At 63.9% G+C, this 17,704-nt stretch carries 18 protein-coding genes; 11 read left to right on the plus strand and 7 right to left on the minus strand.

Going from position 1 to position 17,704, the window contains the following annotated elements; genetic code table 11:
- Window positions 1–24 precede the first annotated feature (24 nt).
- Together NL532_RS13890 and NL532_RS13895 are read right to left on the minus strand one after the other, a co-directional pair.
- On the minus strand, window positions 25–897 hold the full coding sequence (locus NL532_RS13890; RefSeq protein WP_023682125.1) for a 50S ribosomal protein L11 methyltransferase: 873 nt from the start codon (window positions 895–897) through the stop codon (window positions 25–27).
- Window positions 898–979: 82 nt separating this feature from the next.
- Window positions 980–1,555 carry an SCO family protein gene (locus NL532_RS13895; RefSeq protein ID WP_023829254.1) on the minus strand — a complete coding sequence of 192 codons (576 nt, stop codon included), beginning with the start codon at window positions 1,553–1,555 and terminating at the stop codon, window positions 980–982.
- Window positions 1,556–1,737: 182 nt separating this feature from the next.
- On the opposite strand from NL532_RS13895, the gene NL532_RS13900 reads away from it, so the two are divergent.
- The 3 genes from NL532_RS13900 to NL532_RS13910 all read left to right on the plus strand — a co-directional run bounded on the left by NL532_RS13900 (window position 1,738) and on the right by NL532_RS13910 (window position 3,818).
- A complete protein-coding gene (locus tag NL532_RS13900) occupies window positions 1,738–2,256 on the plus strand; it encodes a CreA family protein (RefSeq protein WP_031203217.1) in 519 nt (172 codons plus the stop codon).
- Window positions 2,257–2,362: 106 nt separating this feature from the next.
- Window positions 2,363–3,004 (plus strand): DapH/DapD/GlmU-related protein, encoded by a 642-nt coding sequence (locus NL532_RS13905; RefSeq protein WP_023688044.1) that lies wholly within the window; start codon window positions 2,363–2,365, stop codon window positions 3,002–3,004.
- A 382-nt stretch (window positions 3,005–3,386) separates the two neighbouring features.
- Complete coding sequence (locus NL532_RS13910) at window positions 3,387–3,818, plus strand: low affinity iron permease family protein (RefSeq protein ID WP_023750938.1); 432 nt, start codon at window positions 3,387–3,389, stop codon at window positions 3,816–3,818.
- Between the two features lie 26 nt (window positions 3,819–3,844).
- On the opposite strand, the gene NL532_RS13915 is transcribed toward NL532_RS13910, so the two are convergent.
- Window positions 3,845–4,711, minus strand: a complete 867-nt coding sequence (locus NL532_RS13915) for an SDR family NAD(P)-dependent oxidoreductase (protein WP_023829256.1) — start codon at window positions 4,709–4,711, stop codon at window positions 3,845–3,847.
- Between the two features lie 131 nt (window positions 4,712–4,842).
- Between NL532_RS13915 and NL532_RS13920 the strand changes: the two genes are divergently transcribed.
- Window positions 4,843–5,124 carry a hypothetical protein gene (locus NL532_RS13920; RefSeq protein ID WP_023829257.1) on the plus strand — a complete coding sequence of 94 codons (282 nt, stop codon included), beginning with the start codon at window positions 4,843–4,845 and terminating at the stop codon, window positions 5,122–5,124.
- Between the two features lie 12 nt (window positions 5,125–5,136).
- Here NL532_RS13920 and NL532_RS13925 read toward each other — a convergent pair whose 3' ends face one another.
- Window positions 5,137–5,712, minus strand: a complete 576-nt coding sequence (locus tag NL532_RS13925; RefSeq protein WP_023682120.1) for a TMEM175 family protein — start codon at window positions 5,710–5,712, stop codon at window positions 5,137–5,139.
- Between the two features lie 153 nt (window positions 5,713–5,865).
- On the opposite strand from NL532_RS13925, the gene NL532_RS13930 reads away from it, so the two are divergent.
- Entirely contained in the window at window positions 5,866–7,074 is a 1,209-nt protein-coding gene (locus NL532_RS13930; protein ID WP_023705538.1) for an MFS transporter, read from the plus strand.
- 3 nt (window positions 7,075–7,077) lie between these two features.
- Here the strand turns inward: NL532_RS13930 and NL532_RS13935 are convergent, their stop codons facing one another.
- On the minus strand, window positions 7,078–8,550 hold the full coding sequence (locus NL532_RS13935; RefSeq protein WP_023712449.1) for an MATE family efflux transporter: 1,473 nt from the start codon (window positions 8,548–8,550) through the stop codon (window positions 7,078–7,080).
- Between the two features lie 199 nt (window positions 8,551–8,749).
- On the opposite strand from NL532_RS13935, the gene NL532_RS13940 reads away from it, so the two are divergent.
- Window positions 8,750–9,538: a L,D-transpeptidase gene (locus tag NL532_RS13940; protein ID WP_023668302.1), complete on the plus strand. Its 789-nt coding sequence runs from the start codon at window positions 8,750–8,752 to the stop codon at window positions 9,536–9,538.
- Window positions 9,539–9,615: 77 nt separating this feature from the next.
- On the opposite strand, the gene NL532_RS13945 is transcribed toward NL532_RS13940, so the two are convergent.
- Together NL532_RS13945 and NL532_RS13950 are read right to left on the minus strand one after the other, a co-directional pair.
- The gene (locus NL532_RS13945; RefSeq protein ID WP_023829258.1) at window positions 9,616–11,091 is read right to left on the minus strand and encodes an esterase-like activity of phytase family protein; all 1,476 of its coding nucleotides are present in this window, start codon (window positions 11,089–11,091) and stop codon (window positions 9,616–9,618) included.
- A 161-nt stretch (window positions 11,092–11,252) separates the two neighbouring features.
- Window positions 11,253–12,278, minus strand: coding sequence for a LacI family DNA-binding transcriptional regulator (locus NL532_RS13950; protein WP_023688052.1), 1,026 nt, complete (start codon window positions 12,276–12,278; stop codon window positions 11,253–11,255).
- A gap of 194 nt (window positions 12,279–12,472) precedes the next feature.
- Here NL532_RS13950 and NL532_RS13955 point away from each other — a divergent pair, with 194 nt between their 5' ends.
- The 5 genes from NL532_RS13955 (at window position 12,473) to NL532_RS13975 (ending at window position 17,460) form a co-directional block, all read left to right on the plus strand.
- On the plus strand, window positions 12,473–13,504 hold the full coding sequence (locus tag NL532_RS13955) for a Gfo/Idh/MocA family protein (RefSeq protein WP_023744619.1): 1,032 nt from the start codon (window positions 12,473–12,475) through the stop codon (window positions 13,502–13,504).
- Window positions 13,504–14,409 carry a sugar phosphate isomerase/epimerase family protein gene (locus tag NL532_RS13960; RefSeq protein ID WP_023744620.1) on the plus strand — a complete coding sequence of 302 codons (906 nt, stop codon included), beginning with the start codon at window positions 13,504–13,506 and terminating at the stop codon, window positions 14,407–14,409. The genes NL532_RS13955 and NL532_RS13960 overlap by 1 nt, the downstream gene beginning before the upstream one ends.
- A 116-nt stretch (window positions 14,410–14,525) precedes the next feature.
- Entirely contained in the window at window positions 14,526–15,539 is a 1,014-nt protein-coding gene (locus NL532_RS13965) for a substrate-binding domain-containing protein (RefSeq protein ID WP_023682113.1), read from the plus strand.
- 86 nt (window positions 15,540–15,625) lie between these two features.
- Entirely contained in the window at window positions 15,626–16,423 is a 798-nt protein-coding gene (locus tag NL532_RS13970) for an ATP-binding cassette domain-containing protein (RefSeq protein WP_023668308.1), read from the plus strand.
- Window positions 16,420–17,460 carry an ABC transporter permease gene (locus NL532_RS13975; protein ID WP_023682111.1) on the plus strand — a complete coding sequence of 347 codons (1,041 nt, stop codon included), beginning with the start codon at window positions 16,420–16,422 and terminating at the stop codon, window positions 17,458–17,460. The genes NL532_RS13970 and NL532_RS13975 overlap by 4 nt, the downstream gene beginning before the upstream one ends.
- The last annotated feature ends 244 nt before the right edge of the window (window positions 17,461–17,704 follow it).

Here is a 17,704-nt window from a genome sequence, read left to right on the forward strand (position 1 = left end):
GATTGGTCCAAAGCGCGTTGCGTCTCAGTGCTTCAGGTGGATCGTCACCCAGCCTTCGCGATGCAGGGTCCTGACATGCCGGAAATTCTGGCCGACATAGGCCGAGATCACCGCATTGCATTGGCGCTCGAGGATGCCGGACAACACGATCGAGCCGCCGAGGCTGATGTGCCTGGCCATCTCAGGCGCCAGCCGCATCAGCGGCCGCGCCAATATGTTGGCGACGATGAGGTCGAAAGGCGCGCGCTTGCCGAAGATCGGGTGGTGGAAGCCGGGCGCCGTCACCGTTTCAACCAGCGCCTTGACGTGGTTGAGGCGGGCATTGGCGGCGGCGACCCTGACGGCGATCGGATCGATGTCGGTCGCCAGCACCGGAATATGCGCCAGTTTGGCGACGGCGATTGCCAGCACCGCGCTGCCGGTGCCGAGGTCGAGGGCATTCCTGGGACGTTCGCGGCGCACGACCCGTTCCAGCATTTCGAGGCAGCCGGCCGTGGTGCCGTGATGGCCGGTGCCGAAGGCAAGGCCGGCCTCGATCTCGATGGCGAGTTCGCCGCTGTGGCGCTTCCGGCGGTCATGCGCGCCATGGACGAAGAAACGTCCGGCGCGCACCGGTTTCAGTCCCTCCAGCGAGCGCGCCACCCAGTCGATGTCGGGCAGAACCTCGCGCTCGATCGGCTTCGACAGGGACAGTCCGGCAAGGCTGTCCCTTAGCCGCGCCTCAACCGCGTCGACATTGCCGTCGGTGTAGAGCGAAACCTCGTAGATGTCGCGGTCTTCATCGACTTCGAGCACGGCGATCGGCAGGCCTTCATCCTCGAAAGCTGGCTCGAGCGCGGCAAAGATGCGGTCGGCCTCGATCTTCCCAGCGATGAAGTGGAGCCTGGTCTGACCCATCAGCTGTTCTCTTGCTTGAGCATGATCTCTGGACAACACTTTTCTGTCCGAGAAAACCGGATTCCACATTTCGGGATCATGCCTAGCCTGCCGCCAGCCGCTTCAGCTTGGCGATCGCGGTATCGGCGCTTTCGCCATAGGCTATGGTGCCCGAAAACTCGCCCTTGGCGTTGAGCAGCAGCGCGGAGGCGGTGTGGTCCATCGTGTAATCGCCGTCGCCGGTGTCGACCTTCTTCCAGTAGATGTTGAAGGACTTCGCCATGGCGTGCACCTTGTCGGGATCGCCCGATATGCCGACGATGCGGTCGGAGAAATTGCTGACGTAAGTGTTCATCACCGGCGGCGTGTCGCGCTCTGGATCGACGGTAACGAAGTAGGCGTTGAGGTTCTTGCCGTCGTCGCCCAGCGCCTTCAGCCAGCCGGCCATTTCGAACAAAGTGGTCGGGCAGACTTCCGGGCAATGGGTGAAGCCGAAGAAGACGATGCTGGGTTTTCCCCGGAAGGCGGCTTCGGTGATTGGCGCGCCTTTCTGGTCGACCAGCGTGAATGGCGCGCCATACGGTTCGCCACCATAGTGGCCGCGATAGAAGTCAAAGGTGAGCCAACCGATGCCCGCCACCATCAGAACCAGAATGCCGACCAGAATTGAACGCATCATCAGGAATTGTCCGTCGCAGAAATCATCGAGCGCCGGATCGGCGTCTCTCTGCCGGCAGTCTTAGCCGGTCGCAGGGGGCAAGGCAAAGATGCCGCGTTGCCGCAACCGGGCTGGGCGCTACCTTGCAAACAGCTGGCCCTTATCCCACCTGAGACCGGCAAACCGAACCTGAGGAGGCTCCCTTGCAAAGACGGACCGGGCAGAGACGGATTGGGCAGAAACTGATCGGCGGCACGCTGGCCGCATGCCTTGCCCTTTGCGCCGGTGCCGCCGCGGCAGAGGAGGTCGGCAAGGTTGGCGTCGACTGGGTCGGCAACGACATCATCGTCGAGGCGATCAAGGACCCCAAGATCGACGGCGTGACCTGCCATGTCTCCTATTTCGAGCGCAGCGTCATCGACCGGCTGCACAAGGGCAACTGGTTCGAGGATCCGTCTGATTCCTCGATCTCCTGCCGCCAGACCGGGCCGATCACCATCGGCGACATCGACATGAGCGAGGGCGGCGAAGAGGTGTTCAAGCAAGGCATCAGCCTGATCTGGAAGAAGCAGGTGGTGAACCGCATCTACGACAAGAAGAACGAGACGCTGATCTATCTCTCGCATTCGCGCCAGGTGCAGGACGGCTCGGCGAAAATGTCGGTGACGACCGTGCCGCTGTTCGGCCAGAACGTGGTGTGGACCGGCGGCAAGCCGAAATAGCGGATCCTGTGTCAGCGCAATTGCTCTGACGGACGGTTGGCCCCCTTGCGGGGCCAATCGCCACGCGACAATTGCTTCTGCAATTGCGCGGGGGTAAATCCGCCGCATGGACCGTACCGAAAACCTCGTCCTGAAAGATCCGGAGCCGCGCATCCATCCGACCGCGGAGCTGAAAGCGTGCAAGCTTGGCCGCTATGCCTCGATCGGCGAACGGGTGGTGCTGCGCGAGGTCAATGTCGGCGATTTCTCCTATTTCGAGCGCCACGCCGAGGCGATCTACACGACGATCGGAAAATTCTGCTCGATCGCCGCCAACAGCCGCATCAATGCGCTGGAGCATCCGATCGAGCGGATCACGCAGCACAAGCTCAGCTACCGGCCGAACGAGTATTTCCGCTGGCTGGGCGTCGACGCGGCGTTCCGCGCGCGGCGGCAGGCCAAGGCGGTCGGCATCGGCAACGATGTCTGGATCGGCCATGGCGCCGTCATCATGCCCGGCATCAGCATCGGGAATGGCGCGATCGTCGGCGCCAATTCGGTGGTGACGCGGAATGTACCGGCCTACACAATCGTCGCCGGCGTACCGGCGAAGCCGTTGCGCATGCGCTTTCCCTCCGAGATCGCGGCGCGGATCGAAAGCCTCGCCTGGTGGGACTGGCCGCCGGAGAAACTCGCCAAAGCGGTTCCCGACATGCAGGCCTTGCCGATTGAGGATTTCCTCGATCGCTGGGAGCAAGAGCATTCCTGAGAGCTCGCCGCGCGTGCGCGGTTTCATCGACTGGCTGGCCGAAATCCTGGCGCCAAAATTCTGAACGGCACGTGTCGGGAAGAGTTCCGCCGGTCTGCGGCAACGCAACGAACCCTTCCGCCATGCGGGGGTGGCGCAGCGGAAGGGGCTTGGAGACAAATCCGCGTGAAGCGGACGGAACAGGTTTTTTGGCCTGCATGGTGACTAATGGCAACAAACCGATAAGGCGGCTTTTCACGGCGCTGCGCCTTTGGCGTGCATACAATTGCACCAGCGATGCCCTCTGCGACAGGGAACCGGAAGCGGCTGCCGGTTGTTTATTGTTGGAGCGATGAATGCGGCCTTGGTCAGCTGGTCGCGCTTTGAACGGTTGAGGATGTGAATGATCGAAAAGCTGTTTACCAGAATCGCCAACACCGTTTCGCACTTGGCGGGCCTGCCGCCGACTTTCATCGCCTGTTGCGCCATCGTTATCGTCTGGGCGGTAAGCGGGCCATTCTTCGGCTTCTCCGATACGTGGCAGCTCGTCATCAACACGGGAACGACGATCATCACCTTTTTGATGGTGTTCCTGATTCAGAACACCCAGAACCGCGACGGCGCCGCGGTTCAGGCCAAGCTCGACGAACTGATCCGCGTCAGCGAGGGCCACAATCATTTCATCGGCATCGAGCACCTGACCGAATCCGAGGTCGAGGAGATCAGAGACAAATGCGAGCGGGCGGCAAAACGCCATGACCACGAGCTCGCCGAACTGGCGGGCAAGAAGGCCGTCGCGCAAAAGCGCACCGCGAAAAAACGCGCGCCCGCCTGAGTCTCGGCTTTGGCTGAGTTCGACGATCAGTTTCCCATAAAGGCCGCGAAAGCGTCCTTATGGTCGGGGTGCCAGCGCGAGAGAGCAGGCCGGTTCTCGATGATGTCGCCGATCGCCCAGGCCATGCGCTTTTCATCGGTCGGCCGCATCACCTCATTGTCGGGGCAGAGGATGTAGAAGTCCCCGCGCGCCAGCGAAGCCAGCATGAAATCGACCACCTGCTCGCCGGTCCAGGCGCCAGCGGGTTTTTCGACCGCTCCTTCGGTGAGGCCGGTGAAGGTGAAGCCGGGAATGAGAAGATGCGCCGCGACCTTCGCGCCCGGCTCGTTGCGCAATGCGTGCGCCAGCCCTTCGGTGAACGTCTTCAATGCCGATTTGGAGACGTTGTAGGCGAGATTGCCGGGTGGCGTGGTGATGCCTTGCTTGGAGCCGGTGTTGATGATCAGGCCAGGCTCTCCCGAGGCCAGCATGGCCGGAGCGAAGGCCTCGACGCCATGTACGACACCCCAGAAATTGATGTCGATCAGCCGCTTCCAGGCGTCGCCGTTCTCCCACGGTTTTCCCGGATTGTTGCCGACGCCGGCATTGTTCATCAGCAGCGATACGACGCCGAAAGCGGCATGCGTCTTTTCTGCCAGCCGGCCGAGTTCGTCGGCCTTCGACACGTCGGTGGCGACGGCAAGCACGGCATTCTCGCCGGTGATCGCGGCGACTGCCTGGCGGGCCGCATCGAGGCGCGCGCCGCCAATGTCGGCCAGCACCAGTCTCATGCCCATAGCCGCCAGCCTTTTGGCGGCGGCAAGCCCGATGCCGCTGGCGCCCCCGGTGACGACGGCGACGTTGCCTCGGCTGAGGGCGGGCAAAGCGGATTGGATTTCGGCGTCGGAGGTCATGATCTTTTTCCTAGGGTTCGGGTGGCGCCGAACTTAGCGCGGGACGCGCATCGTGCAAGGCCGTCCCGCGTGTTCGGGTTGACCGCATCAACGGCGGCCGTGCATGCTGCGGCTGAACAGGAGACTGCCGATTGACCGACTGGGTTGCGATCCTGAAGGAGCAGACCGCCACCGGCGACCAGATGGGCCGCGAGGTGCCACAGATGCTTGCCAATCCGGACATAAGCGAAGCGCAGGTGAAGACCTTGTTTTCGGCACTCGAAAAACAGGCCGAGTTCGTCGAGAAATTGCGCATGGCGCTGGAAAAATTCGGCCATGATTTTTCGATCATCAAGGCGGCCGAGCGGCTGGAGGAGCGCTATGCCGACCTTGCGGCGTCGGTTGCCGAAAAGCTGAAGGCGATGCGCGAGTAGACGCGTCCTACGCTACTTTTCCAGCACCCGCGAAAAACGCGTGTCCGGCACGAACCAGACGGCGGCCACCAGCACGAAGATCGCAACGCCGATCCATTGGTTGACGAAGGCAAGCGGGACGGCGGCGGCGTAGAGGGCCACCGAGATCTTGCCCTTGCGGTCATTGCCCAGCGCCTTGGCGAAGGCGGTGTCGTTGCCGTGCAAATGGTGCAGCTTGGTGGCGAGAAAGGTGTAGGCGACCGCGCACAGCACCAGGTCGATGCCATAGACGGCGACGGGGACCGGCGCGAAATGGTTCTCGCCCATGAAGGCCGTCGTTGCCGGCATCAGCGACAGCCAGAACAGAAGGTTGAGGTTGGCCCACAGCACGCGGCCGTCGACCCTTTGGACGGTGTGGAACATGTTGTGCAGATTGTTCCAGTAGATACCGACATTGATGAACGACAAGACATAGCTGAAAAAGATCGGCCACAGAGGCAGAAGCGCTGAAAAATCCTCCCCATGCGGCACTTTCAGCTCCAGCACCATGATGGTGATGATAATGGCGACGACGCCATCGGTGAATGCCTCGACTCTGCCTTTTCCCATGGATTCTCCCTCTCGATGGAAAGACGTTAAGCGAGGATTTCGGGCAAGACCATCCTGACAAGGTTGTCAGGATGAAGTTCGGCGCGTGGAACGGCCATCCTTACATGGACGTTGGGGCGCAATTGGGCGTTGGGCGATTGGCCGGAGGTTGCCATGACCAGCTATGCCGAGACCACGACGCGCGACAACGGACTCGATGGCCGGCCCGCGATGGCCGCGGTTGCCGCCATGATCGCCGCGCTGTTCGCCGGCAGCACGGTGCTGACGCCGCTTTACGTCATCTACAAGCAGGCCTTCGGTTTCTCGCAGATCACGCTGACGCTGGTCTACGCCGTCTATGTCGTCGGCAATCTCGGCGCATTGCTGATGTTCGGGCGCTTGTCCGACGGCATTGGCCGCCGTCCTGCGGCGCTGGCGTCGATGGCCATAGCGGTGGTCAGCGCGGTGGTGTTCCTGCTGGCCGAGAATGTCGCATGGCTCGATGTCGCCCGCATATTGAGCGGCCTTGGCATCGGCGTCGGCGCGGGAACCGGCACGGCCTGGCTTGCCGAATTGATCGAAGGTAAGGACAAATCGCGCGCGGCAATCATCGCCACCAGCACCAACTTCGTTGGCCTTGGCCTCGGCGCGCTGGCATCGGGCCTGCTCGCCGAATATGCGCCCTGGCCGTTGAGACTAACGTTTGCGGTCTATCTTGCCTTGCTGGTGGTGGTGACGCTGCTGATCTGGCGTACCCGCGAAACCGTGTCCCGGCCGGGCAGGCTGACCGACGTTTCGTTGCGGCCACGGCTATCGGTGCCGAGCGATATCCGCGCTGCCTTCGTGGCGCCGGCGGTCACCGGTTTCGGCGCCATGGCGCTGGTCGGCTTCTATGCAGCCCTGGCGCCGAGCATCCTGGCGCAGCAACTGCATGTGGCCAACCATGCCGAGGCCGGCGCGCTGTTCTTTGAACTGTCGATCGTTGCGGCCGCGACCATTCTGGCCACGACCCGACTGTCCAGCCGCGCCGGCATGCTGGCCGCGCTGGCGCTGATGATCCCGGCCGTAGGGCTGATGGTTGCTGCTCAGTTTTTCGCGTCGATGTCCCTGATGGTTGCCGCCACCGCTGTGTGCGGCGTGGCGGCGGCGCTCGGCTATCGCGGCGGCCTGCAGGTGGTGAACCAGATCGCACCTGCCGAGCGTCGCGCCGAATTGGTGTCGGCGTTCTTTATCTGCTGCTTCTGCGGCAATGCGCTGCCGGTGATCGGCATTGGGCTGCTGTCGAGTTGGACCACTCCGACGACGGCAAGCCTGGCCTTCGCCGGCATGATCACGCTGTTCTCTGTCGTAGCGCTGGGGTTCGGCGTCAAATACGCGCGCTGAGCCTCACCCGTTTGGCGTCTCGGGCGCCATGTTTGCCCGTCCGCGCGGGATGCCGAGGCCGGTGTCGGGCGGCTCGCCGGCGGCCGGCCGGTCCTCGATCATGTGCATGGTGCGCCAGCGGCCGAAGCGATAATAGGCGGCGGCCAGCACCAGCGAGGTGATCGATCCCGCCGGAAAACTCCACCACAGCGCTTCCTCGCCGATGTAGCTCCTGAAGAAGTAGGCAAAGCCGGTACGCACGACCAGCACGGAAATCACCAGAATGATCAGCGGCGGCATCACGGCACCGGTGGCGCGCACGGTGGCGAACAGCACGATGGTGACGCCGAACAGGATGAACGACCAGGACGCCACCTTGTTGATGTGGGCTGCAATGTCGATTGCGGTGCTGTCGCGGCTAAGGAACAGGCCGAGCACCGGCCTGTCGAAGAGGAACAGCAGCGCCACCAGGGCGCCGGTGAGCACCAGGTTGAAGCCGACGCCGGACGCCGCGATGCGACCGATGCGGTCCCAGCGCCCGGCGCCGACATTCTGGGCCGCCATCGACGAGACTGCGGCGCCGATCGCCAGTGCAGGCATCTGGATATAGGTCCACAGCTGCGCCGCGATGCCGTAGGCGGCGGCGACCTGCGAGCCGTAGGAGTTGACGATGCCCATCACGGTCAGCGCCGCCGCCGAAATGACGATCATCTGCAGGCCCATCGGCACGCCCTTGAAGACGACGATCCTGAGCAGCGCCGGATCCGGCCGCAGCAGAGCGAGGTTCGCGCCGGCGAGCCGCAACGGATGCTTTTTGGCATAAAGCACGACGAGGATGGCGATCACGCTCACCGTCTGGCCGATCAGCGTCGAGGTGGCGGAGCCGGCGATGCCGAGTTCGGGGAAGGGGCCGATGCCGCGAATGAGCAGCGGATTGAGGATGATGTCGAGCACGACCGCGAGCGCCATGAAGAAGAATGGCGTGCGCGAATCACCCGCACCGCGCAGCACCGTCATGACGAAGGACAGAAGGTTCATCATCGGCACGGCGACGAAGATGATACGCAGATAGGAGCGCGCCAGCGGCAGCGCATCGGGCGGGGTGCCCAGTGTGTTGAGGATGGCGTCGACCCAGATCCAGCCGCAGACGGCGAAGATAGCCGAGACGAGGAAGAAGAAGCTGGCGCTGGTGCCGACGATGCGCCGCGCCTCGGGCAGGTCGCGGGCGCCGACCGATTGCGCCACCAGGATGGTGGCGGCCATGCCGATGCCGAATACGGTGCCAAGAATCAGGAACAGAACCAGATTGGCGTTGGAGGTGGCGGTCAGCGCCGATTCACCGAGGAAGCGGCCGACCCAGACAGCGTTGATCGAACCGTTGAGCGACTGCAGCACATTGGAGCCGAGCACCGGCAGAGCGAACAAAAGCAGCGTGCGCGGAATCGGGCCGCTGGTCAGGTCGCCGGTGCGCCGGCGCGGTGGTATTTTTTCGTCCATGGGCTGTTCGGCGAAGGTTCATCTCAAAGTCCGCCCGGCAATGATCGCCGATTTAACGGACAAGGTCGATGCGGCATTGGAACATGCCACCTGGCGGCTTCAAGCTAATCAGTTCTCAAAACATTCGGAATGGGATATGGGTCGTCGCCGCGTGGGGTCGCATATCCTGTTGGATATGATGAATAGGCTGGGGGGGATCATGTCCGACAATCCGCTTTTTTCCGAGCGCCTGAACCGGCGCGCGTTTCTTGGAATATCCGCTTTGGGTGCCGCTTCCATGGCGCTTTCAGCCTGCACCACGACCGACGTCGTGGTGCCGCCAACGCCCGCTCCGGCGCCCGAACCGGCTCTGGGCGATGCCGCCACCATGTATTCGGCGCGCGTCGATGAGGGCTTTTCATTGCCGGCAATCCCCGTCGCCAAGCTCGATCCGAAATTCGTGCGCCAGATCGTGGACGATCCGACCGGCGAAAAACCCGGCACGATCGTCGTCGATACATCCGAGCATTTTCTCTATCTGGTGCGCGACGGCGGCAAGGCAATGCGCTATGGCGTCAGCCTCGGCAAGGCCGGGTTTGGCTGGACCGGCAGCGCCGTGATCCAGGCGCGCAAGAAATGGCCGGTGTGGACGCCGCCGCCCGAAATGATCCAGCGCCGGCCGGAACTGGCGAAATACAAGGACGGCATGCCGCCCGGACCGCAGAGCCCGCTCGGTGCGCGCGCGCTCTATCTGTTCCGCGACGGCAAGGACACGATGTACCGGCTGCACGGCACGCCGGAATGGGATTCCATCGGCAAGAACGCGTCGTCGGGCTGCGTGCGCTTCATGAACCAGGACATCATCGACCTCTACAGCCGGGTCAACGGCGTAGCCCAGGTCTATGTGCGCCCGAACCTGTCGGCCGCGGGCAAGATCATGGCTGTGTCGAGCCGGACCGCCGAGCCGATCGATGCCGGCGTGCCAAGGGATGCGGAGATTTTGAAATAGGTGCCTTCACGGCATCGCTGATCGCCGACAAACGGTAAAGGCGGACGCGCCGGGCGCGTCCGCCTTTCCGTATACGGCTACTTCTTGGCGAGGCCCGGAAGCGTGACCTGATAGACCAGGAACATGGTATCGACATCGGCGCCGTCTTCGGCCTTGTAGGGCGCGCCGACCTGAAAACCGTCCTGGGTGAGAAAGTCGTTATCGTTGCCGACGAACAGGAAATAGTCGTCGGGCAGCGCCGGATCGAGCACGCTGACCACCGACATTGCTTCCCACTTCTCCGACAGATTGTTCTTGTCGTTGGGCTTGCCGTCATGCAGGCCGAAACGGCCGAGTTCCTTGTTGTCGTTGATGTCGATGAACGGCGTCAGCTTGGCCGGGGTCACCGAGGGGTCGAGCACGCCCTTGGGCGCCAGCGGCTTGTCGGCGGCATCGAAGGCGCCGCCGGCAATGTCGGTGGCGGCCGAGACGTCAACGACGAAGATCTGGCGCACAAGCGACGTGTCGCCCTTCACCCCCTGGCCGTTGCCGCTGTCGCGCGCCAGCATCAGGAAGGTCTTGTCGGACAGCGCCACGATTTCGCTCTGCGCGGCGACTTTGGTCTTGTCCTTGGCGTCCTTGAACACCGGCAGCGGCACGGCATATTCATGCACCAGCTTGAGATGGGCCGGGTCGGAGGCGTCGTAGACCAGCGCGCGAGTGTTCTGGCGCGTCGCGGGCGAATCGCCGCCATCCTGGCGGGGCGCCGACTGCAGCACAGTGATCAGCGACTTGCCGTCCGGCGTCAGCGCCATGCCTTCGAGGCCTTGATTGTTCTGGCGGCCGGTTTCGGGATCCTTCGGATCGGGTTCGGCTGCACCGGGGCCCGGATTGTCGGAGGCGAAGTTCGGCGCGCCCTTGCGCATCGGCACCAAAGCGGCGGGCGGCTGCGTTGCCGACAACAGATGGCCGTCGGCCGAGAAGCGGTAGATGTTGGGGCCGTATTCGTCAGAGATGAACATGGTGCCGTCGGGCAGCCGCGCGGTCGCCTCATTGTCGAGCGCCAGCTTGCCATTGGCCTCGGGCAGGATCGGCAGGTCGCCATTGGCCGCGCGCACGCCGTTGAGCGGATCGAGGCCGGTGGCGTCAGCGCCCTTGTCGTCGGTGAGGAGCAGGGAATCGGCAAGCGTCGCCTTGACGCCTGTCTGTTCCTGGCCGGAGGTGGGCGTGGCGCCTAGTGCTACCGGCGTGAACTCGATGCGAATAGTGTTGAGGCGCGGCCGGTAATCGGTGGTGCCGACGACATTGTAGCCACGGTCCGGCAGCAACCAGAGCGAGCCCTTGTAGCCGTCCGCGCCACGGGTCCAGCTTGCGGCGTCGATGGACATGCCGGAGGCGGAGCCGAAGGTCTCGCCGAACTTGTCCTTCTGATCGGCCGGGATGCGGCCGACGCCGACCAGGCCCTTGTTGACGAAGCCACCAACGGTGGCTGTGCTGTCGGCAAGGGCAGGGGTCAGGGCGGTAAACAGCGCCAGCGCGGCGCCGAGCGACACGGTTCGGTGCGAGATTTTCATGGAGATCCTCTTTGTGACAAGCCTTGAGCGGCGCAAAGGGGCCACCGCATCGCATCGACGATGTCGCCCTCTCGCAAAGCGGTCTAGGACGCGAACATGATACTTGCGTGACAGAGCGGGCCTCTTCCTTCTCCCTTGTGGGAGAAGGGAGAGACGCACTATCAATCGCTGTCGCGCGCGATCAGCTCCAGCGGCCAGACTTCGCGGATGATGCGCGGACCTTCCGGGCCGGCAAAGGCGGGAAGCGAGGCCAGCAGCATTTCGGCCAGCCGCCGGCCCATCGGCTCCAGCGACGGACGGAAGGCGGTCAGCGCCGGTGAAAAGTAGCGGCAGAGCGGCGTGTCGACGATGACGATCACCGCGATGTCGTGGCCGGGCCTGATGCCCATCTCGGCCAGTGCCTTGCAGCCGCCGAGCGCCATTGCGTCATTGTTGAAGATGATGGCTGTGGGCCGGTCCTTGGAGAGCATCACGCGCGGCGTCACCTGGTAGCCTCCGGCCTCGTTGATGAAGCCGTCGGCGATCAGGCCGGGGTCGACTTCGATGCCATGCCGCTCCAGCGCCTTGCGGTAGCCGTCGAGGAACAGGTAGCCGAAGTTGAGATCAAGCGAAGGGCGGATGGCGGCAATGCGGCGGTGGCCGCGCGCGACCAGCCGGTCGACGGCTTCATCACCCGCCCTCTCGAAATCTATATCGAGCGAAGGATAGGTGTCGTCGCCGGATTGACTTCGGCCAAGCGTGGCGAAGGGAAAGCCGGCCTTGCTGAGATAGTCGATCCGATCGTCTTCCCGCCGTGTATTGGCCAACACGACCGCGTCGGCCCGGCGCGTCTCAACCACGCGGCGCAGCCTCTCCTGCTGATATTGGCCGGGCTCGCCCATGACGACCATCAGATCCAGGTCATCCTCGGCCAGCCGGCCCTGCAGACCGATCAGGAACGGGATGAAGAACGGTTCGCCATATTGCTGGTCGCCCGGATGCGGCTGCAGCATGAAGGCGATCGAATGGGTGGTGCCTTGCCGCAGGCTGCGGCCGGACTGGTTGGGCGAATAGTTCAATTGCTTGGCGGCGGCGAGCACGCGCTGGCGGGTGTCGGCATTGACGTCGGCGCGGCCGTTCAACGCCCGCGACACGGTGCCGATCGAAATGTTCAGGTGACGCGCTAGGTCATGGATACTGGACGCCAAGGACAGTTCTCCCCCTGTCTTGGCTAGCACCGGCTGCCGCCCAGGCCAAGGCTTCGGGATGATTTTCGCTGACAGCCGATTGACATTCTACGCCATCGGGTGTGTTCTCGTAAACGTTTACGGAGAAACGTTTACGGTGATGCCGGAAATGCCGTGACATTCGGTCTGGAGGGACCGGACGGGAGGAATGCCGGATGATGAATGCCGTCCTCGTCGGCTGTGGTGCGATGAGCAAGGCCTGGCTCGATGCCGCGAGGCAGATCGACGGGCTGGCCATTGTCGGCCTTGTCGATCTCGACGCCGAACGGGCGAAGGCGAGGGCGCACGAATACGGGCTCGACGGCGCGGTAATCGGCACCAGCCTCGACGCGGTGCTCGACCAGACCAGGCCCGACGCGGTGTTCGATGTCGTGGTTCCAGCCGCCCGGCGTGATGTCGCCTTTGCCGCCTTTGCCCATAATTGCCATCTGCTGACGGAAAAGCCGCTGGCCGATACTCCGGAAAATGCCCGCGCCATCGTCGATGCGGCACGTAACGCGGGGCGTATCCATGCGGTCGTGCAGAACCGCCGCTACGTCGCCAATGTCCGGCGCATCAGGCGCTTTCTCGACTCCGGCGCCATCGGCAAGCCAACCAGCATCCATGCCGATTTCTTCGTCGCGCCGCATTTCGGCGGCTTCCGCGAGGAGATGGCGCATGTGCTTTTGCTCGACATGGCGATCCATACTTTCGACGCCGCCCGCTACATGGTCGGCGGCGATCCCGCCGGCGTCTTTTGCCAGGAATGGGAGCCGGCGAATTCCTGGTACCGGCAGGGATCGTCGGCCAGCGCTATCTTCGATCTCGGCGGCGGCAAGGTGTTCACCTATGCAGGCTCTTGGTGCGCGGCGGGCTTCCGCACCAGCTGGGAGAGCACGTGGCGCATCGTCGCCGAGCACGGCAGCCTGGTCTGGGACGGCGAGGACGGACTGAAGGCCGAGGTTGTGTTGTCGGTCCGCGACGGCCTGTTCGACCTGACCCAGCCCATCACAGTACCGCCGCTCGATTCCGCCGACCGCGTCGGCGGTCATCTCGGCATCATCAAGGATTTCATCCACGCCATCGAGACCGGCAGCGAGCCGGAAACCCGTGGCAGCGACAACATCAAAAGCCTGGCCATGGTTTTTGGCGCCATCGAAAGCGCCGAGACCGGACGGCGCGTCGCAATCACACAGGAAGCATCATGATGCCAAACCCGCTTCTCGACATCCGGATCGGCACCATGGTGCGGGCCAATCTCGAAGACCCGGCCGCCTACATCAAAGAGATTCTGCCGCTCGGCTTCGAGAGCATCCAGCCCTTCTTCTGGCAGACGCTGGGCGGCAAGGATTTGCCGCGGCTCGCCGGCGAGATCCGCGAGGCGATCGGCGATGCCGATGTCGTCGTGTCGTCGATCGGTGTGTTCGGCAATCCGCTGGAGGATGGCGAGGTCGATCGCGGCGTGCTCGCGGCCTGGGAAACGGTGATCGACAATGCGCATCTGTTCGGCGCCTCGACGGTCAGCGGCTTCACCGGCCGCCTGCGCGGCAAGAAGCTGACCGACAGCCTGCCGCGCTTCCGTGAGGTCTGGGGGCCGCTGGCCAAACGCGCCGCCGACAAGGGCGTGCGCATTGCCTTCGAAAATTGCGCCATGGACGGCAACTGGGCCGCCGGCGACTGGAACATCGCCCACAATCCGGACGCCTGGGAGCTGATGTTCAACGAATTGCCCGACGACAATCTCGGCCTCGAATGGGAGCCCTGCCACCAGCTTGTCTACCTCATCGACCCGATGCCGCAGATCCGCAAATGGGCGCCGCGCATTTTCCATGTCCACGGCAAGGACGCGACGGTGCGCTGGGATGTGATCCGCGAGCACGGCGTGTTCGGCAAGCTGCCCTTCGTGCAGATGCGCACGCCCGGGTTTGGCGACAGCGACTGGACGCGGGTGATCAGCGAATTGCGGCTGGCCGGTTACAAGGGCGCCATCGACATCGAGGGCTGGCACGACCCGGTCTATCGCGGCGACCTCGAAATCACAGGCCAGGTGCGCGGGCTGGAATACCTCAAGCAATGCCGGGGAGGAGCGACCTACCTGCCGAACCCGGCGTGACCGAGGGCCGGTGGGAGGAGCCGGCCTGACAGATTCCCAAGCACTGCCGACAAGCACTGCCGACAGGCGAACGACGAAACCCCTCGGCTCACCGAGGACAAAAGGGAGGAACGTGCATGAGCATCGCAATGAGAACGACACTTCTGCGCTCGACCGTCGTGGCCGCCGCCACGGCGCTGTGCGCTGCCATCTCCACTCTGCCGGCGCAGGCGCTCGACGCCCAGTGGTGCAAGGATGTCCACATCCGCTTTTTCGTCGGCGGCGCCGAGGGCGACGCTTTCGGCACCATCGTCTACAATGGCGCCAAGCAGGCGGCGTCCGATCTCGGACCCAAGGTCGACTACATCTTCTCGCAGTGGGACGTCGAGAAGATGGTTCAGCAATTGCGCGAGGCCGTCGCCGTGAAGCCCAACGGCATTGCCATGATGGGCCATCCCGGCGACGCCGCGATCATGCCGCTGGCCGAACAGGCGCACAAGGACGGCATCAAGATGATGTACCAGAACGTGCCGGTGCCGACGGTGGTGGCTGCGTTCGGCGGCGGCTATGTCGGCGCCCAGCAGGAGCAGCAGGGCCGCGCGCTCGGCGTCGAAGCGTTCAAGCTCGGCAATCTCAAGTCCGGCGACAAGGCGATCATGATCGGCCCGTTCGAGAACGAGGCCCGCGGCGCGCGCGAGCGCGGCACGGTGGCAGCACTCAAGGAAGCCGGCGTCGAGGTCATCCAGCTGTCGTCGCCGCCGAGCGGCGAATGGGCGTCCGACCCCAATCTGGCGATACCGGTGATCACCGCGGCCCTGCTCAACAATCCCGACGTCAAGGCGGTCGGCTATCCCGGCGGCCAGATGCTGGGCAACGTCGCCACCTACATGCAGGCGGCGGGGCGCAAGCCGGGCGACATCTTCAATTTCGGCTTCGACACCAGCCCGCAGATCGTCGAGGCGTTCAAGGGCGGCTGGGTGCAACTGACGGCCGATCAGCAGCCGTTTCTGCAAGGCTATCTGCCGATCCTCAGCCTTTGCCAGCAGGTGGTGCTGGGCCTGGCGCCGATGAATGTCGACACTGGCGCCGGCTTCGTCACGCCGCAGAATTACGAGATCGTCGCCGAGCTCGCCAAGCAGGCGCTGCGCTGACCTCCCAAACTGCCGGCTGGGCGCAAGCCCGGCCGGCAGGACCGCCGGCACCAGGCCGGGATGATACCACAGGAGCGAGGATCGCCATGGCCGAACGCATCATCGAACTGCGCGACATCAGCAAATCCTATGGCCAGGTCTATGCGCTGGGCGGGGTCAATCTCTCGGTCGACCGCGGCGAGGTGGTTGGCCTGATCGGCGACAATGGCGCCGGCAAATCGACGCTGATCAAGATCCTGTCCGGCGTCGTCAAGCCGACCAGCGGCGAGATCCTGGTGCGCGGCAAGCCGGTGACCGGCTGGAGTGCGGCACGCTCGCGCGACGCCGGCATCGAGACGGTCTTCCAGGACCGGGCGCTGGCCGTGCAGCAGACCATCGTGCGCAACATCTTCATGGGCCGCGAACTCACCGGCTTCATGGGCTTTCTGAAGGTCAATAAAGAGATAGAGGAGGCGAGCCGGCTGATGCGCGAGATCGGCTTTACCTCGAAAGTGTTCACGCCGCATTCGATCGTCGGCCAGCTCTCCGGCGGCGAACGCCAGGGCGTGGCGATCGCGCGCGCCATCTACAAGCAGGCCGAGCTGATCATCCTTGACGAGCCGACGACGGCGCTGTCGCTGACCGAGACCGCCAAGGTCTTCCATTTCGTGCGCCAGGTGCGGGCGAGCGGCCGTTCGATCCTGTTCATCGGCCACAACATCCACCATGTCTTCGACATCGCCGACCGCTTCGTGGTGATTGACCGCGGCAAGGTGGCGCTGACCGCCGATCGCACCGAGGTCAAGTCGGCCGAAGAGCTGATCAATTTCATGGAAGACGTTGCGCATCCCGGAGGATTGCCGGGGCTGCACGAGGCCGGCGACGCGGAGAGGGCAGCACGATGAGCAAGACCATGGAACCCGATCTGCAGAGCCCGCTCGGCGGCAAGGCGGCCCGGCCTGAGTGGAAGCACCCGTCCGACCATTGGCTGCGCGGTTTCGTCATCGACAACCGCGCAGCGCTCGGCACGCTCGCCGTGTTCATCATCATGATGGCGGCGTTCCTGATCGCCAACCCGACCGTGTTCACCACCTGGTATCTCTACAGATCCGTGCTGACCACGCTGCCGGTTGCCCTGTTCGTGGTGGTGCCGCTGGTCTTCGTCGTCACCTGCGGCGAGATCGACCTGTCGTTTCCCGCAACCATGGGCTTTGCCTCCTGGGTGTTCGCGCTGGTGGTGCAGGCCGGCTACGATCCGTTTCTCGGCATCGCAGCGGCGATTCTCACCGGCACGCTGCTCGGCTTTCTCGTCGGATCCCTGGTCGTTTATGGCGGGCTGTCGTCGCTGATCGCCACCCTCGGCATGAATTTCCTGCTGCGGGGACTGATCCAGATCATCAACGAGGGCAGATCGACGGCATTGACCGGTCTCAGCGACAGCTGGGCGTACACCATCTTCTCCGGTCAGGTGTGGGGTTTTCCGGTACAGGTCTTATGGGCACTCGCCTTCGTCATTTTTTCGGCAATGCTCTACAACCGGCACCGCTTCGGCGCGCAGGTGAGGGTCGTCGGCGACAACCCCGACAGCGCCCAGCAAATGGGCATCGACGTCAAGCGTGTGCGGGTGAAAGTGTTCATCTTCACCGGCATCGGGGCCGCGATCGCCGGCACGTTTTCGGTGATGATCAACTTCACCTGGTGGCCGACCGCGGGCGACGGCTATCTCTTGCCGGTGCTGGCTTCGGTGTTCGTCGGCGGCACGCCGACCTGGGGCGGCATCGGTACGGTTGCCGGTGGAGCGATCGGCGCGGTCACCGTGTCGTTCATCCAGACCGGCGTCGTGGCGGCGGGCCTGAGCGGCTTCTACGTCCAGTTCTTCAACGGGCTGATCATCATCCTGTCGCTGCTGGGGCACAAGTGGAACCAGGCGCGGTACAGGTGAGGGGCGGGCTAAATTGACGGGGACGCTCATGTTGCGGACCGCATGCCCCGACGACTGGGCAGACGCCCGTCGCTTCGTCATTCTAAGGCGGAGCAGGAGCGAAGCTCCGTCGCGTAGACCCTGGAATCCATTCCGCGACCTTGGCGTGCAGCTGCGCAGGATTCCGCACCGTGGCAACGCGTTGAAGACGCGGGATGGATCCTCGGGTCTACGCTGCGTCGCTACGCTCCTTGCTCCGCCCGTG

The sequence above is a fragment of the Mesorhizobium sp. C120A genome (assembly GCF_030323105.1).
Taxonomy (GTDB): domain Bacteria; phylum Pseudomonadota; class Alphaproteobacteria; order Rhizobiales; family Rhizobiaceae; genus Mesorhizobium.